General features: G+C 36.8%; 12 protein-coding genes. 5 read left to right on the top strand and 7 right to left on the bottom strand.

The annotated features are described in order from the left end of the window. Window positions 1-13 precede the first annotated feature (13 nt). The 7 genes from E0W73_RS11275 to E0W73_RS11245 all read right to left on the bottom strand — a co-directional run bounded on the left by E0W73_RS11275 (window position 14) and on the right by E0W73_RS11245 (window position 11,176). Window positions 14-295 (bottom strand): F0F1 ATP synthase subunit epsilon, encoded by a 282-nt coding sequence (locus E0W73_RS11275; RefSeq protein ID WP_135222186.1) that lies wholly within the window; start codon window positions 293-295, stop codon window positions 14-16. An 82-nt stretch (window positions 296-377) separates the two neighbouring features. Continuing rightward, entirely contained in the window at window positions 378-1,889 is a 1,512-nt protein-coding gene (gene atpD / locus E0W73_RS11270) for a F0F1 ATP synthase subunit beta (protein ID WP_135222185.1), read from the bottom strand. 235 nt (window positions 1,890-2,124) lie between these two features. Next, window positions 2,125-3,699 carry an SGNH/GDSL hydrolase family protein gene (locus E0W73_RS11265; RefSeq protein ID WP_135222184.1) on the bottom strand — a complete coding sequence of 525 codons (1,575 nt, stop codon included), beginning with the start codon at window positions 3,697-3,699 and terminating at the stop codon, window positions 2,125-2,127. A gap of 49 nt (window positions 3,700-3,748) precedes the next feature. Then, on the bottom strand, window positions 3,749-6,517 hold the full coding sequence (locus E0W73_RS11260; RefSeq protein ID WP_135222183.1) for a TonB-dependent receptor: 2,769 nt from the start codon (window positions 6,515-6,517) through the stop codon (window positions 3,749-3,751). A 307-nt stretch (window positions 6,518-6,824) separates the two neighbouring features. After that, complete coding sequence (gene glmS, locus E0W73_RS11255) at window positions 6,825-8,675, bottom strand: glutamine--fructose-6-phosphate transaminase (isomerizing) (protein ID WP_135222182.1); 1,851 nt, start codon at window positions 8,673-8,675, stop codon at window positions 6,825-6,827. A gap of 9 nt (window positions 8,676-8,684) precedes the next feature. Further along, window positions 8,685-10,349, bottom strand: coding sequence for a DUF4270 domain-containing protein (locus tag E0W73_RS11250; RefSeq protein WP_135222181.1), 1,665 nt, complete (start codon window positions 10,347-10,349; stop codon window positions 8,685-8,687). A gap of 20 nt (window positions 10,350-10,369) precedes the next feature. After that, window positions 10,370-11,176 (bottom strand): glycogen/starch synthase, encoded by an 807-nt coding sequence (locus tag E0W73_RS11245; protein ID WP_135222180.1) that lies wholly within the window; start codon window positions 11,174-11,176, stop codon window positions 10,370-10,372. Window positions 11,177-11,254: 78 nt separating this feature from the next. Between E0W73_RS11245 and panC the strand changes: the two genes are divergently transcribed. The 5 genes from panC (at window position 11,255) to E0W73_RS11220 (ending at window position 17,290) form a co-directional block, all read left to right on the top strand. Further along, window positions 11,255-12,133 (top strand): pantoate--beta-alanine ligase, encoded by an 879-nt coding sequence (gene panC, locus E0W73_RS11240; RefSeq protein ID WP_135222179.1) that lies wholly within the window; start codon window positions 11,255-11,257, stop codon window positions 12,131-12,133. Window positions 12,134-12,147: 14 nt separating this feature from the next. After that, entirely contained in the window at window positions 12,148-12,498 is a 351-nt protein-coding gene (gene panD, locus E0W73_RS11235; RefSeq protein WP_008465481.1) for an aspartate 1-decarboxylase, read from the top strand. 196 nt (window positions 12,499-12,694) lie between these two features. Continuing rightward, window positions 12,695-13,849 (top strand): alpha/beta hydrolase, encoded by a 1,155-nt coding sequence (locus tag E0W73_RS11230; RefSeq protein ID WP_135222178.1) that lies wholly within the window; start codon window positions 12,695-12,697, stop codon window positions 13,847-13,849. Beyond that, window positions 13,849-15,210 carry a DNA repair protein RadA gene (gene radA, locus E0W73_RS11225; RefSeq protein ID WP_135222177.1) on the top strand — a complete coding sequence of 454 codons (1,362 nt, stop codon included), beginning with the start codon at window positions 13,849-13,851 and terminating at the stop codon, window positions 15,208-15,210. Before E0W73_RS11230 ends, radA begins: the two co-directional genes overlap by 1 nt. Window positions 15,211-15,322: 112 nt before the next feature. Continuing rightward, window positions 15,323-17,290: a transglycosylase domain-containing protein gene (locus E0W73_RS11220; protein ID WP_135222176.1), complete on the top strand. Its 1,968-nt coding sequence runs from the start codon at window positions 15,323-15,325 to the stop codon at window positions 17,288-17,290. Window positions 17,291-17,564 lie beyond the last annotated feature (274 nt).

Raw genomic sequence — 17,564 nt, 5'->3', positions numbered from 1 at the left:
TTATAGAATTGTTTTAGTCTGCTAAAACAATAATTTTATTGTCTTTCATCTCGATAGTTCCCGAATTAATCTCCAAAGTATAAGTCTGGTCATTTACTTTCGTGAATTTATCTGCTGCCTCCTTAGAGAAACTGAAGCTTGGAGCTGCAATCTTAATTGTACCTTTTTCTAAAATAGAAACAATTGGCGCGTGATGATTCAAAATCTGAAAGCTTCCATCAACTCCTGGCAAAGTAACCGAAGTAACTTCTCCCGAAAATAATTTTGCTTCTGGTGATACTATTTCTAAAATCATATTTTTTAAGTTAGAAGTTATTTGTTAAAAGTTAAAAGTTACGAAACGTATAACCTTTAACTTCTAACTTTTAACTTTATTTTTATGCTTCAGCTAACATTTTCTCTCCAGCTTCGATTGCATCTTGAATAGATCCTTTCAAGTTGAAAGCTGCTTCTGGAAGGTGATCTAACTCACCATCGATGATCATGTTGAAACCTTTGATAGTATCTTTAATATCAACTAATACACCTGGAATACCTGTAAATTGCTCTGCTACGTGGAATGGCTGAGACAAGAAACGCTGTACACGACGTGCTCTAGATACCGCAAGTTTATCTTCTTCAGATAACTCCTCCATACCTAAGATTGCGATGATATCTTGTAATTGTTTGTATTTTTGAAGAATTTCTTTCACTCTTTGTGCACAGTTGTAGTGCTCATCTCCTAAGATATGTGGAGTCAAAATTCTTGAAGTAGAATCTAACGGGTCAACCGCTGGATAGATACCTAACTCAGCAATTTTACGAGACAATACTGTTGTAGCATCTAAGTGCGCGAAAGTTGTAGCCGGCGCCGGGTCAGTTAAGTCATCCGCAGGAACGTAAACCGCTTGTACAGATGTAATAGATCCTTTGTTTGTAGAGGTAATACGCTCTTGCATCGCACCCATCTCAGTTGCTAATGTTGGTTGGTAACCTACCGCAGATGGCATACGACCTAAAAGTGCTGATACCTCAGAACCTGCTTGTGTAAAACGGAAGATGTTATCAACGAAGAATAATACATCTTTTCCTTGGTCTGATCCAGCTCCGTCACGGAAATACTCAGCGATAGATAATCCTGAAAGTGCTACACGAGCACGAGCTCCAGGTGGCTCATTCATTTGTCCGAAAACGAAAGTAGCTTTAGACTCTCTCATTCCTGGCATATCTACTTTAGATAAATCCCATCCTCCATTTTCCATAGAGTGCATGAAATCATCACCGTATTTAATAATTCCTGACTCTAACATCTCACGAAGCAAGTCATTTCCTTCACGTGTTCTTTCACCTACTCCCGCGAATACTGAAAGTCCACCGTGACCTTTTGCGATATTGTTGATCAACTCCTGAATCAATACTGTTTTACCAACACCAGCACCACCAAACAATCCAATTTTACCTCCTTTTGCGTAAGGCTCAATCAAATCGATTACTTTAATACCTGTGAATAAAACTTCAGATGAAGTTGATAAATCTTCGAATTTTGGAGCTGGTCTGTGAATTGGCAAACCGTTTTCTCCTGTTTTAGGCAAGTCTCCTAAACCATCAATTGCGTCTCCAACAACATTAAATAATCTACCATATACGTCTGGACCGATTGGCATTTGGATTGGATTTCCAGTTCCAACTACTTCATATCCTCTGCTTAAACCGTCTGTTGAGTCCATCGAAATGGTACGAACAGTGTTTTCACCAATATGAGATTGTACTTCTAGAACTAAGATAGTTCCGTCTTTTTTAGTGACTTCTAGTGAATCATAAATTTTTGGAAGTTCAACATCCTTACCGTTGAAAACTACGTCAACTACTGGTCCAATGATTTGAGCAACTTTTCCTATTACTTTTGACATTACTTATGTATTTATTAAATAGCTATTTAGGTTTATCGAAAATACCTCTTTTTTCAGAGCGCAAAGATAATTTTTTAAAATATAAAATCAATTTTTTTTTCATAAAAAATAGAATGATTTTGTTTGATTCCTAAAAGTCTGTCGTAAAATCATAAAAACTTCATTTTTTTACAAAACCAAAAAACCGCTGTATTTATAGAAATCAGCGGTTTTTTATAAATATTACGTTCTTCTTTTAAGGAAGCGTTGCAGGATACTGGATTGGATACACTCCTAAATCTACATGACGCAAGGTCGCACCGTACTTGGCGTTTATAGCATCAATAAAAATATTCGCAATCAAACCATATCCTCTAGCACTAGGATGAACACCGTCTAAAGAAAATGCTCCACCAGTGGCAAAAGAAGAACTCATTGTGTAATTCCCAAATCTAATTCCGCCATTTGCTAATTGCGTCATAGTCGCTCTTGTATCTACAAATGCAAGACCTTTTTCTTTAGCAACAGCTTCTATAGTTACATTATATGCATCTGTAGCTTTTCTAATCTCTGCAATTTCTGTTGGAATCAGAACATGTTTATCCTGCAAAGGATAAGAAATTCCAAATGCATTCAGCGGTGCTGGCGGCGCCATACCAATTCCAGAGTTAGCTGAAGTAGGAGCAGTTCCAATATCGGCTCTTGTGGTCAGCACTACTAAATCAGTCGCTTTAGCTTGTCTAGCCTGTCCAAAAACAAGGCCGTAAAAAGCAGCATTCTGTGCCCCTACTAACGGCGTAAATTCAGCAATTAAACCGGAAGTCAAATTCTCAAGGGATTCGTCTTTTATTAACATAGGACTAGCTCCAGTTTCAGAAAGCAGATTAATCCTGTCTCCAGCACCTAACTTAGTCAAAACCAACTTCAACGGTCCATATAATTGCGTGTTAAGGGCTTTAATTGTAGCCACACCTACAGCTTCATTATTTTTCCCAATCAATTTAGGAGTAAGCGGATTATAAGGAACTGTTGTAAAATGAGGTAAAGTTGTTATATAAGGTAAATTTGCCACAACACCTTTAGCACCCTTCGCTGTTAACGCTGTAACCAAATTAGTATACACACTTGCAAAAACTGTTGGATCTGTAATATCGCTTCCGCCATATGTTGCTGGATTAGGATTTCCTGTTTGATCCTTTCCTGTTCCTCCAGAAGTTGCGTATGCCAAAACATCATTCCCTCCAATAAACAAAGAGAAAAAAGTTGGGTCTTGAACTACTGCATCGGCTATAACAGTTGCCGCAGGAGTACTCGAAAATCTTGCAAAATATGGATTAGCTGCACCTGTTGCCACACCAGCAACATTTCCATAGTTTGCCGCTATTAAATGATAACTTTTCGCACCTGGAACACCTAAGTTATTAAATGTACCTGTTAAATGTGCAGTAACTTCTGTACTTGGTCTTCCCGCCACACTTATTGGAGTCTGAGTCGCTCCATCAAAAGACAAACGCGTACCAGCAATTACATTTCCACCCAAAAGCAAACCTCCAACATTGTCATTCATCAAGGGTTGGGTAAAAGCTCCTCCTCCAGCAGCAGCGAATTGTTGCGACAAGATATTAGGATAAGAATTCTCCTGCCCTTTTTTAAACAATGCATTATCACTATAGCCTGCCGCAAAAGAATCTCCAAGAGCAACATACTTTGTAAAAACCGCAGAACCCGGGGTTACAGGAACTTCTGCAGGAGTATCATTATTATCGTCGTTATTACAAGCGGCCATAACAGTCAAAGAAACCAATAACAGCCATTTTATATTTTTTTTCATCTTAGTACTTTTTAAAATTATTATCTCTTTCATTTTCAGCAGACAATCATTACGGATTGATTGTCCATGAAGCAAACCACATCTGCCCAATTGCTCCGGCTCCAATTACCTGAAGATAATCTGATCCAAAAAGGTTTGTAGCACCAACTTTGATAACCGATTTCCATTTTGGAAGGGCATAATTTACCTGAGCATCCAAAACAGTATTCTCTGGAATCATTCCGTCTCCGAAAGAAGACTCCCATAAATACTCAGAGTTCCATCTAACATTTACATTGAAACCTAGGTTTTTGATTAATTTTGCATTTCCTAAAGACGCTTTAATTCTGTGTTTTGGCGTATTAAATCCTGCTACGAAATCGGGATCGTCTTCCTGATTGAAGTTAAATTGCGCATAATTATAATTTACGCCTAATTCAAAATCCTTATAAACTTTCTTAGCCAATCCAACTCCAACACCAAATGACGAAATTTGAGCTGTCGTATTGGTATAAACCTGATAAACTCTTCTATCTCCAAAAGCAAGCGCCTGATAAGATTGTGGCGTACCAACCGTACCATAATAAGGAGAGATAACTCTTGCCGTATTCATAAAATCATTATAAATATTATAATAAGCATTTAAATCTACCGACAAGTCATTTTGAATCACTGTGCGATATCCTGCTTCAAAAGCTTGAACTTGTTCTGGTTTTACCAATCCAATATCAGCTATTTGAAGATCTGCTACATTACCCGAAGCCCCAAAAGCCTGAACCGATGCTACAGTATACGCATTACGATAAGCATTTTGACCAGACATATTAACGGTTGCTGGTTGTCCGGCCGCTTGCCCAGCAGCACTAACATTTACAGTTTCCTGAAAACGATCCAAATTTTCTGGCGCGGAACCAATTAAAGCAAAAGGCCCTAAATCTAGACCAATATACTGATCTTGCGTTGTTGGGTTACGGAAACCGGTTTGGTAAGACAATCTGAAATTATGGTTTTTATTTTCTCCTGCAGAATATACAAAAGATACTCTTGGAGAAACATTTCCGTCAAAATTCTGGCTTTTGTCATAACGAAGCGAACCTGTAAATTTTAATCTGTCGTCTAAGAATTTTTTCTGAATTTGAGCATATGCACCATATTCTTTATATTCAAGCGGGCCGTCATAATCTGTAAAGATTGTTCCTTCAGAATTCATAACATATTTTCTCCACGAACCTCCTACTTGCAACTCTGCCCATTTGATAATGTCCTTGAAATTATAATTTACATCTGAATGATATAATTTTGAATGATCAATAAATTTAGCTCCCTGTGTCAAATCTGGATTTGCCACAACGGTTTTAAGTGCCTGGTTAAACTGTGGGCTTCCTGGTTCAAATCTTGGAGAACCTGTTGGTTGCGGAATAAAAGAGATTTGCGATGGCAACACATTGTAATCAGCAAAATTTCTTGCAATAGCGGCAGATTCGTTCGCATTTGTTCCCATAACCGCACCTGCATATTGGTAAGCCGTTGCGTAATTGGTAAACCATTCCTGATCTGATTTTGCAGCTCTGTTAACATTCCATGCCGCAAATCTCATATCGTATGAGTTTCCTGCATCTTCACTTGTAAAATAAACACGACCAAAAAAGTTTTTGCCTTTTACTTCAAACTTACCTTGTTGCATCAAGAAATCCTTCAAAGCATATCGGTTTGCACCTTGGTAAATTGTGCTCCCTGTACCAATTTTATATTGAAGTATAAATTCGGTATCATTCGCCCAAGGCTTTACATGCGCACTGAAATCAGCTTTCATACTCTGAACTTTATTATCGGTCAAATCTTGTTCACGATAACCCGTTCTGCTCACCTGTCCTACATTCGGAATAAAAGTGGTCACCTCGTCACCATAAATATTCAAACCGTCGTAATTCTGATTTGTTGCATGGCCGATAGTACCACCAGTCATGCTTCTTGTATCGGCCGCAATCCATTCAGACGCTTCCATATAAGTGAAGTTAGCTTTTAAAGCAAAATGTTTTGTGAATGCTTTTGCCGCCCTGATTCCAAAATCATTATAATCATTAGTGCCAGCAACTTTCTGCGTTGTCTGTCCATATTTATAATAAACGCTTATCCCTTCATTTGTAAACGGACTTTTACTGGTCATAAACATAATTCCATTAAAAGCATTTGCTCCGTAAAGCGCAGAAGATGCACCTGGAAGAAGCTCAACGCTCGCCACGTCTATATCAGAAACACCAATAAGATTTCCTAATACAAAGTTTAAAGCTGGAGATGAATTATCCATTCCGTCAACAAGCTGCATAAAACGAGTATTGGCTACAGTGGCAAAACCACGTGTATTTACAGATTTAAAAGAAATACTGCTGGTATTAAAATTTACCTCTTTTAAGTTTTCTAAACCATCATAAAAAGTTGCCGCCGTAGTATTTTTTATTTCCTGAATCCCCATTCTTTCAATGGTAACCGGCGATTCAATCACCCTTTCTGGTGTTCTGGAAGCAGAGACTACAATTTCGTCTAGTTTAGTTTCTTCATCTTTCAGCACCACATTTATTTTCTGACTTACTGAAGTGACACTGATTGTAGCCGATTCAAACCCAATTGCCGTCACCTTTATCGAGAACGGAAGCTTGGCATTTGTAGTTAATTTGAATGTCCCGTCAAAATCAGTAGCTGCACCGCCACTATCGCCAACAACAACAATATTAGCACCAGGAATAGATTGTTTGTTACTATCCGTAACAGAACCTGTAATTGTATTCTGCGCAAAGGATATTCCGCTGAAAAACAACATAATTAGCAAATAGATTCTCATGTGGGTTTGTTTTTTAGTTAGTTTATATAGCCAAAATACAACTATTTTTAGTATTAATAAAAAAACGTTAAAAAAAATTAATATTCACCACAAAAAACAGGTAAATTTTAACTATTCCGTAACACTAAAATGTTAGATTTAACTCAAATAATAAATCAATAAAAACCAAGATACTATGCATACATATAATTTTTTCGCCAATTTTTGAAGATTTCATAAAAATACAGGTGTAAGAAAAAAAATATGACAATAAAAAAAAGCGAGACCTAAAATCTCGCTTTTTTAACATATTTATGTTTTTATAAATCTATTCTACTGTAACCGATTTTGCAAGGTTACGAGGTTGATCTACATTACAGCCTCTCATTACAGCAATATAATAAGAAAGCAATTGCAACGGAATCGTCGTAACTAACGGTGATAACGCATCTGAAGTCTCTGGAATCTCAATTACATAATCTGCCAGTTCACGAACTTGAATATCGCCTTTTGTAACTACAGCGATAATTTTTCCGCTTCTTGACTTAATTTCTTGGATATTACTTACAATCTTGTCATAATGCCCTTGTTTAGGCGCAATTACGATAACCGGCATAAATTCGTCAATTAACGCAATCGGACCGTGTTTCATCTCTGCCGCAGGATAACCTTCAGCGTGGATGTATGAAATTTCCTTGAGTTTTAAAGCGCCTTCTAAAGCTACCGGGAAATTATAGCCTCTACCCAAATAAAGACAGTTTGGAGCATCCTTAAATGCAGCAGCAATTTCTTTTGCTCGATCATTGGTTTCTAAAGCTTCTGCAACCTTTTCTGGAATCAATTCGAGTTCTTGCAAGTAAGCATGGAAATCTGGATTTGACAACGTTCCTTTTGCTTTTCCTAATCGAAGCGCAATCATTGTTAAAACGGTAATCTGCGTCGTAAATGCTTTTGTTGAAGCTACCCCGATCTCTGGACCTGCGTGTGTGTAAGCGCCCGCATGACTTTCTCTCGAAATTGAAGAACCTACCACATTACACACACCAAAAACAAACGCTCCGTTTTCTTTAGCCAGCTTAATTGCAGCCATAGTATCTGCAGTTTCTCCTGATTGAGAAATCGCAATAACTACGTCGTCTTTATTGATAATCGGGTTTCTATATCTAAATTCTGATGCGTATTCTACTTCAACCGGAATACGGGTAAACTCCTCAAAAATATATTCTGCAACCAGACCTGCGTGCCAAGAAGTTCCGCAAGCCACAATTAGAATTCTTTTTGCATTCAAGAATTTCTCCAGATTATCTTCAACTCCTGCCATCTGAACAATTCCTTCATTAGCATGAAGACGTCCTCGGTAAGTATCTTTGATAACGCTTGGCTGTTCGTAAATCTCTTTTAGCATGAAATGGTCGTAACCACCTTTTTCAATCTGCTCCAAATTCATTTGAAGCTCCTGAATATAAGGATCTACCAAAGAGTCATCTTTAATTTTTCTGATTTTAAGCGGCTTGTGGAGTCTGATGTTTGCCAACTCGCCATCCTCTAAATACACTGCATTTGAAGTATATTCAATAAATGGAGAAGCATCAGAAGCAATAAAAAACTCGCCTTCGCCAACACCAATTGCAAGCGGACTTCCCAATCTCGCCGCAACAATTTCGTTTGGATTTTTCTTGTCGAAAACAGCAATTGCATATGCCCCCACTACTTGGTTTAAGGCAACCTGAACAGCTTTTCCTAACTTGATGTTTTCTTTTTTCTGAACTTCTTCAATAAGATTAACCAATACTTCTGTATCGGTATCCGATTTAAAAGTATATCCTCTTTTGATCAATTCTTCTTTAAGCGGTGCGTAATTCTCAATAATTCCGTTATGAATAATTACTAAATCACCAGAATTCGAAAGATGTGGATGTGAGTTTACATCGTTTGGAACCCCGTGCGTCGCCCAACGCGTATGCCCGATTCCTATAGCGCCTGTAGCAGTAAGCTCTGTCTGCGCTTTAGCTTCAAGATCTGAAACTTTACCTTTTGTTTTACAAAGTTTTATGCCCGATTCGTCGTCAAACAACATAACGCCGGCACTATCATATCCTCTGTACTCCAGTCGCTTTAGTCCTTTTATTACAATAGGATAAGCCTCTCTGTGACCGATATATCCAACAATTCCACACATATATATTTATTAATTTGGTTTCGTGTAGTAAACCTCAAGTCTTAGTCTTTTATCCTCTGGAACATTAGAAGAAACTCTTCCTCCGTACAAAATCGTACCCAGCGGATTCATAACTGATGCTCTCGGTGCTTGAGAAATATATGTATTTTTCTCTTTTAAAATATTAGAAGTTACAATTCCGATGCTTTGCGTAACAACCAATCCAAGATCTACATTCTTAACTGTTTCGTCTTTGATAAGGCTGCGCAAATGATCCGTAATTCTGATTTTATAGTTTTTGCCTCTTTTATTGCTATCGAGATTAATCATCCCGCCAAAAATATATCTCGAACTTTTTGGATCTGAATTAATGGCCGATGTCCCGTCTGAAGAATAGTCAGCAAGTACAACATTATTGGTAAGATTATACAAATAAACTCTTTTTACTTGTTCTTCATTTCCAAGAGCGGTCAATTTATCAGCATCGATATGAAAAACTAAATTCGCTTCGTTGATTCTCCAGTTTTTGACTTTAAAATTATGTCTGATTTCATCCAACTGGTCAGAAACACCATTTGGCACATTTACCAGATTATTGTTGCTGTCGTAACTGCTCACATCGGTTGGGTCAAAAAGTTTCAAAACAGCCAAAGACCCTTGACCTCCTTTGAGATACAATCTTTCGTCACCAGCCGCTCTGTTAATGTTGCCTTCTGTTATAGCATCTTTAAATGCTTGGCTTTTTTCTTCCTGTAGAAGACTTGCTGTGCTACCAGTAAGATTAAGAACCAAAGTACGTGTTTCTGTTGTTTCTGGTGCATCTGCAGTGCTGTCCGTCTTACATTTATAGGTTATTGTTATTGTTCCTCCAGAAAAATTCATCAATGCCATACTGCTCGGATTGCTTCCTGACTTCTCTACTTTAAAATATAATCCTCTAAAGTATTCCTGAAACACATCAGCTGCAGAAAGTTTTGAAGCTGGAGCCTCAATTATTTTCTTAAAAGCATCTTTATTCAAGCTCAAACGCATTTCTGGTTTTGAATAATTCTTGGTCTCTACTTTTGTAGTTTCATCTACAGTGACATCAACCTTTTGAGCAGCATCAAAAATGAATTCGCTATTCTGCGTAACATCCGCAGCATCGTTTAACAGCGTAGGAACTTTATAAGTATCAAAAAGAGCATTCTGATCTGTGTAATATAATTGTGCATACTGGCTACCATTGTCAAAATACGAACTACGCATTTGATAACCAGACTCATAAATACTTAACTTAATCTTTCCGTTTGCAGGACCATAAATAGAATCCAATTCATATTTAGAACCTCCTTCAGTAAGGGCTTCTGTTGGATGACTGTAATAAGGTATCTTTAACACTACACTCTCAATGACAGGACTTTCACCAATACTTGGCGAATAATTAGCCAAAGTTACCTGTGTCACAAAATTAGCTGTCGTGGTTCCAAAAACAGGATTTTCGTAAATTCCTAATGCATTATCTGCTAAAGCATTAGATTGTATGGGAGTTACTTCCTGATTAAAAGCAACCACATTATACTTTTCCGACTCAAGTCCAAAGTGATCATCACTGATCAAATCATCACCAATCGCATTAAAATCTTTATCGCAGGAATAGGAAAAAACAACAATTGCAGCTACTAGAATTTTCTTAATAAAAGAAGTATTATACATTTTAATAATAAAGTTAAATTTTAAAGACCCATCGTTTTATAGAAATTTGTATACGCTTCTGCGAATGCATTTTTCGAAGCGAAAGGTAAAAAAGGTTTTCCTGAAGATTCTATAAATTTTGTTAAACTTGGGGAAACATTTTCAGAAGCTATAATTACAGCATCTGAATGTAAGATACTAGCTTTTAAGATATTTTCGTAATTTGGAGTTTCTAGATCAGCAACAGATTCGTGTGGCACGCCGTCAAATTTAACTTTGTTGATCATCTCCAAATCTAAATTCTCATCAAAAGACTGACCGTAAACCGACGTCACGATTTTAGTATCAGAAAACATGGCTTCGTGTTTGTAGAAATGCTTCATGTAGATCGGAAGCATCGCCGCAAGCCAACCATGAACATGAATAATATCTGGAACCCAGTTTAATTTCTTAACAGTTTCAACTACTCCTTTCGCAAAAAAGATAGCTCTTTCGTCATTATCGGGATACAAAACTCCCTCTTCATCCGCAAAAGTGGCTTTACGTTTGAAATATTCATCGTTATCGATAAAATAAACCTGAATTCTTTCTTTCGGAATCGAAGCTACTTTGATAATCAACGGCATATCCAAATCATTCACTACCAAATTCATTCCTGAAAGTCTGATTACTTCATGCAGCTGGTGTCTTCTTTCATTTATATTCCCGTATCTTGGCATGAAAATTCTTATTTGTCCTCCTTGATCGTTTATCATTTTTGGAACATCATAAGACATTAAAGAAACCTCATTTTCAGCCAGATAAGGCACGACTTCAGATGATACGTATAATATCCTCTTATCTTTCATAATAGTATTTTACTTAATTTTTGGTAATAAAAACGTCGCAAAATTACAAAATTTTATGCAGTTTATAACTAATATATTATGTTTGCACTAAATTTTAATAACACTTCAATGCATATTTTTTACAGTAAAGCCGCTTTGATAGCCTATATCAAGACTATCAAAACTGCAAATTCAACTATTGGATTTGTACCAACAATGGGGGCTTTACACCAAGGGCATCTTGCTTTAATGCAGCGATCTCTTAAAGAAAACGACGATACAGTTGTAAGCATTTTTGTCAATCCTACGCAGTTCAATAATCCTGAAGACTTAGCAAAATACCCTCGAACTCTTGAAGAAGATATTAAGAAAATGCGTACATTAAGTGACAAAATCATTTTATACGCACCTTCTGTAGAGGATATCTATGAAGGCAATACTATTTCGCAGGAATTTGACTTTGACGGATTGGAAAACCAAATGGAAGGAAAATTTCGTCCGGGACATTTTAACGGAGTCGGTACAATTGTAAAACGTCTTTTTGAAATTGTAACGCCTACTAATGCCTATTTTGGAGAAAAAGATTTTCAGCAGCTGCAAATCGTCAAAAAATTGGTCGAAAAAAATAACTTACCTGTTACAATTGTGGGTTGCCCGATTTTTAGGGAAGAAAATCTTTTGGCTATGAGTTCTCGCAACGAAAGACTTTCTCCAGAAGAACGTAAGGAAGCCTCTATTATTTACGAGGTTTTAACTCAAGCAAAAGAGCTTTTTCAAAGTACAAATCCGAAAGAAACTATCGAATTCGTAGAAAATGCTTTTAAAAATAACGAGAGATTCGACTTAGAATATTTTGTTATTGCTGACGAATCTACACTTTTGCCCGTTGATTATAAAGAGAACGACAAGAAATACCGTGCTTTTATAGCGGTATTTGTTAATTCTATAAGACTGATTGACACCATTTCATTAAATTAATCTAACTTTGCAGCATGCAAATTCAAGTTATAAAATCAAAAATTCATCGAGTTAAGGTAACCGGCGCCGATTTAAATTATATTGGCAGCATTACTATTGATGAAACACTTTTAGAAGCTTCAAATATTATTGAAGGCGAAAAAGTATCTATTGTTAACATTAATAATGGAGAGCGTTTTGAAACTTATGCCATTAAAGGAGAGAAAAATTCAGGCGAAATTACACTGAATGGCCCTGCGGCAAGGAAGGTTCAAAAAGACGATATCATCATTATCATTTCGTATGCAACCCTGGATTTTGAAGAAGCAAAAACCTTCAAGCCATGGATTATTTTTCCGAATGAAAACGATAATTCGTTAACCTAATCTTTTTTACTTTTTAATCCTCAATTTCGTTTGTCAAAATAGTTTTTGCACAAACAGATTTTCTTTTGTCCGAATTAAAAATATCTTCGTAAGAAATCATTGCTTTTTTTTGTTCCCAAAATATCAAAAAGCAAATAAAGTATTATATTGCCGTACTATTTTCAATACTTTTTAATTCACTGAAATGCCACAAATCATGAAAAAAGTTTACCTGCTGCTAGTATTAATTTCAGCTTCTGTCTTTTCGCAGAAAAAATTTGACAACATTCAATCACAAAAACTGGGTGAAGAAAGGAGAATTATCATAGGCCTTCCTCCTTCTTACGATGCAAAATCAGATAAAAAATATCCGGTTTTATATCTTTTCGATGGAGATTATCTGTTTGATGCTTTTGCTGGAGCTGTAAGTTATGGATCGTATTGGGATGATATTCCAGAAATGATTATTATCGGAATTCACCAAAACAAAGATGGTGAGCGTTATGACGACACCACAATCGACCAAAATGAAGGTTTGCCTTTTGAGAAAGGAGCCAAATTCTTTGAATTTGTAGGTGCAGAATTAATTCCGTACATCGAAAAAAAATACCGCACTTCTCCTTTCAGGATTATTGCAGGTCATGATGTAACAGCAAGCTTTGCAAACTTTTTCTTGTATAAGGAAGAACCGCTTTTTAACGCTTACATTTGTTTAAGCCCAGAACTTGCGCCAAAAATGGAAGTTCGTATTGCGGAGAAATTTGCAAAGGTGCAAAAACCATTTTTCTATTATCTTTCTGCTGGAGAAGGCGATATCAAAAAAATAAAAGAGCCTATTGACAAGCTGAACGGAAATATTAAGATTGCCAATAATCCGTTAGTAAATTACAAATATGATGTTTTTAAGGGCGCCACTCATTATACTGAGGTGCTGCATTCCATTCCGAATGCATTGTATCAGATTTTTGAAGTGTACCGACCAATAAATTCTGCCGAATACAACGACAAAATTGCTGTTCTTGAAACGGGTTATGCCGATTATCTTGAAAAAAAATACGCAACAATGTCTGAAGTTTTAGGCGTTCAGATTCCGGTGAGAATGAGCGATTTTAAAGTAGTTGAAAATCTGATCCTCAAGAAAAATGCTTATGATGAATTGGGTAAAATGGCCGAAATTGGAAATGTGCATTATCCAAAAGCCATGTTGGGAGAATATGAGTTAGGTTTGATGTATGAAAAAATGGGGGATCCGAAACACGCCTCAAAAAAATATCAAAATGCATCTCAAATGGAACCAATTGGCGATTTGAATAAAGATTATATGTATGAGAAAATTGACGAAATGAATACACTTGCCAAAAAAAGTAAATAATGTCAAAAGTTAAAACTTCTTTTTTCTGCCAAAATTGCGGCACCCAATATGCCAAATGGCAGGGACAATGCAATGCGTGCAAAGAATGGAATACAATTGCTGAAGAAATTATTCAGAAGCAGGAAAAAGTGGCGTGGAAAAGCGAGCCAACTCCATCCAGCAAAGCACCGCGACCATTAAAAATAACCGAAATTGATTCGGCTCAGGAAGTACGCATGGATACTACCGACGGTGAATTGAACCGTGTTTTAGGAGGTGGTATTGTCCCTGGATCTTTAACGCTTTTGGGAGGTGAACCAGGAATCGGAAAAAGCACGCTTTTACTTCAAATCTCATTAAAATTACCTTATAAAACGCTTTATGTTTCTGGTGAAGAAAGTCAGAAACAGATAAAAATGCGTGCCGAAAGAATAACGCCAAATAGCGATAACTGCTATATTCTAACCGAAACCAAAACGCAAAACATCTTTAAACAAATCGAGGCGATGCAACCCGAAATCGTAATTATCGATTCGATTCAGACATTGCATACCGATTATATTGAATCTACAGCGGGAAGCATTTCTCAGATTCGCGAAACTACAGCCGAATTAATCAAATTTGCTAAAGAAACCGGAACTCCTGTTATCTTAATTGGCCACATTACCAAAGACGGAAATATCGCCGGACCAAAAATCCTCGAGCACATGGTGGATACCGTTCTTCAGTTTGAAGGCGACAGAAATCATATCTACCGAATTTTACGTTCGCTTAAAAACCGTTTTGGTTCTACCTCTGAACTTGGAATTTACGAAATGCTCGGAAGCGGACTTCGAGAGGTGAGTAATCCGTCTGAAATCTTGATTTCACATAAAGACGAAGAATTATCAGGAACTGCTATTGCCACAACGCTTGAAGGCATGCGTCCGCTGATGATCGAAATACAAGCTCTTGTAAGCACGGCTGTTTACGGAACTCCGCAAAGAAGCACAACAGGTTACAACGCCAAAAGATTGAACATGATTTTGGCTGTTTTAGAAAAAAGAGCCGGATTCCGTCTAGGCGCCAAAGACGTTTTTCTGAATGTTACGGGCGGAATTTCTGTAGACGATCCTGCAATTGACTTGGCTGTTGTGGCCGCGATCTTATCATCAAATGAAGATATTCCGGTTACTAAAGGTTTTTGTTTTGCAGGTGAAGTCGGACTTTCTGGTGAAATTCGTCCAGTTAACCGAGTGGATCAGCGCATTCAGGAAGCCGAAAAATTAGGTTTTGATACTATATTTGTTTCTAAATACAATAAAATTGCTTTAAAAAATACAGGAATAAAAATTGAATTGGTCGCTAAAATTGAAGATGTTGCCAGCATTCTTTTTGGCTGATTTTATTTAGCCACTAATTACACAAATTTGCACGAATTTTTTATTGAAATTTATTAGCCACAAAAAAATAATTCGAGAAACTAGTGTCATTCGTGGCAAAAAACTAAAATATATGAATTTTCCTAAACAAAAAATATTTACAGTTTTAAAAATACTGGTTGTTATAGTGTTGCTGCTTGGTATTGGTTTATATTCTTTCAGAAATTCACTTTTAAAACAAGCTATTGCCAAAGTAACGCATAAAATGGCAGTTGATTACAACAGTGATTTTTCTATCAAAGAAGCTTCTTTTAACGGATTATCAAGCATCAAACTTACAGATGTGGCATTGGTTCCAAAAAATGCCGACACTCTTTTAAGAATCAAAAATATTGAGACCAGTGTTAGTTTAAGCAGCCTACTGATTGGTGATGTACAAGTTGGAACACTAAAAATCAACAATGGTTATATTCAATTAGTAAAAAAAGGCAAAATCCGCAATTTTGATGCTTTTTTGAAAAGAAACCGTGACGATTCTGAAAAGAGCGAAAAACGAAAATACGGCGCATTTGCTTACCGCATCATTTCACAATTGCTCAATTTGGTTCCGACAGACATGAACCTTGAAAACTTTCAATTCAAAATTGACGACAACGGCAAAAAAACGAATATCGCTGTAAATAAATTGGTTCTAAGCAACAAACAACTCGAAACGAACATTCATGTTGTTGCAAAAGATTTTGACCAGCGATGGAACCTTAAAGGATTTGCCGACCCAAGAAACCAAAAAGCAGATATTCGATTTTTTAATCTTGATACCGGCGCCATTCGCGTTCCGTATCTTGATGAACGATACAATTTAAAAGCAAGTTTTGATTCGATTCGACTCAATGTCGAAAACATTGACAAAAGCGGGAGTGAGTTTCATCTTGACGGATTTACTTCTATCGTAAACCTGAAAATCAACCATCCGAAAATTGCCGGAAAAGAAGATGTCATCATCAAAAATGCCCGTTTTGATTATCGTTTCCTATTGGGAGACAATTTTATTTCGATTGACAGCACCTCAACAATGCAGCTCAACAAAATTAAATTACGCCCCTACATTTCGTATGATACTGAAAAAGATACCGTTTATACTTTAAAAGTCGATATCCCAAAGATGAAAGCGCAGGATTTTATCGTTTCGCTTCCAGACGGTTTATTTACGCATTTTCAAGGAATGCAGGCGACCGGGAATTTCGATTATAAGCTGGACTTCAAATTCAACAAAAACAAACCCAATACGCTCGTTTTTGACAGCAAACTCAAAAAAGAAGATTTACGAATTACAAAATATGGCGAAGCCGATTTAAATAAGCTAAACGGCGAGTTTGTCTATCGTGCGATTATTCAAAATGTATTGCAAAGACCCGTTTTGGTCGGAAATGCCAATCCGAACTACACACCTTTAGACCAAATCTCTCCTTATCTGAGAAAATGCGTTCTTACGACAGAAGACCCGTCTTTCTTTTCGCATCGCGGTTTTATTAACGAAGCATTTAAACAATCCATCCTAAAAAATATTAGAACCAAGAAATTCTCTCGGGGCGCCAGTACGATTAGCATGCAGTTGATTAAAAATGTTTTCCTGACCAGAGAAAAAACGCTTTCGCGAAAACTTGAAGAAATCTTGTTAGTTTACATTCTAGAAAATAACCGAATTGTAAGCAAGGAAAGAATGTTGGAAGTGTATTTCAACATTATAGAATGGGGACCAAATGTGTATGGAATTGGCGAAGCAAGTCATTTTTATTTCCAAAAAAGTCCTTCAACGCTTAATGTCGATGAATGTCTGTTTTTGGCAACGATTATTCCGAAACCAAGAAAATTCATGTATCAGTTTAACGACGAAGGAAATTTGAAGGATTACGCTATTAAAAATCAGAAGTTCTTGAAAAATTTAATGTTTAGAAGAGGACTTTTAGTTCCTGAAGATACCACAGGCATATTACCGGTTTATATTTCTGGAAATGCACGTTCCTTAATCAAAATCAAAGTTCCCGATTCTACTGCAGTTAAAAGTGATTCTTTGGTTGTTGATGATGAATTTGATTTGTAAGAGGAATTTTGCCACGAAGGCGCTAAGGCGCGAAGTTTTTTTCTCCTGCAAGGTTTCCAAAACCTTGTAGGTGTTATCCTTTTTACTTCTACATACTTATTACCTACGGCGCGAAGCTTTTTCTCCTGCAAGGTTTCCAAAACCTTGTAGGTGTTATCCTTTTTACTTCTACATACTTATTACCTACGGCACGAAGCTTTTTTCTCCTGCAAGGTTTCCAAAACCTTGTAGGTGTTATCCTTTTTACTTCTACATACTTATTACCTACGGCGCG

Origin of the sequence: Flavobacterium foetidum (genome assembly GCF_004634245.1) — a bacterium.
In the GTDB taxonomy this organism is placed as follows: Bacteria; Bacteroidota; Bacteroidia; order Flavobacteriales; family Flavobacteriaceae; genus Flavobacterium; species Flavobacterium foetidum.
Note: the sequence above shows the minus strand (reverse complement) of the source record. Positions and strands in the feature narration are given on the sequence as shown.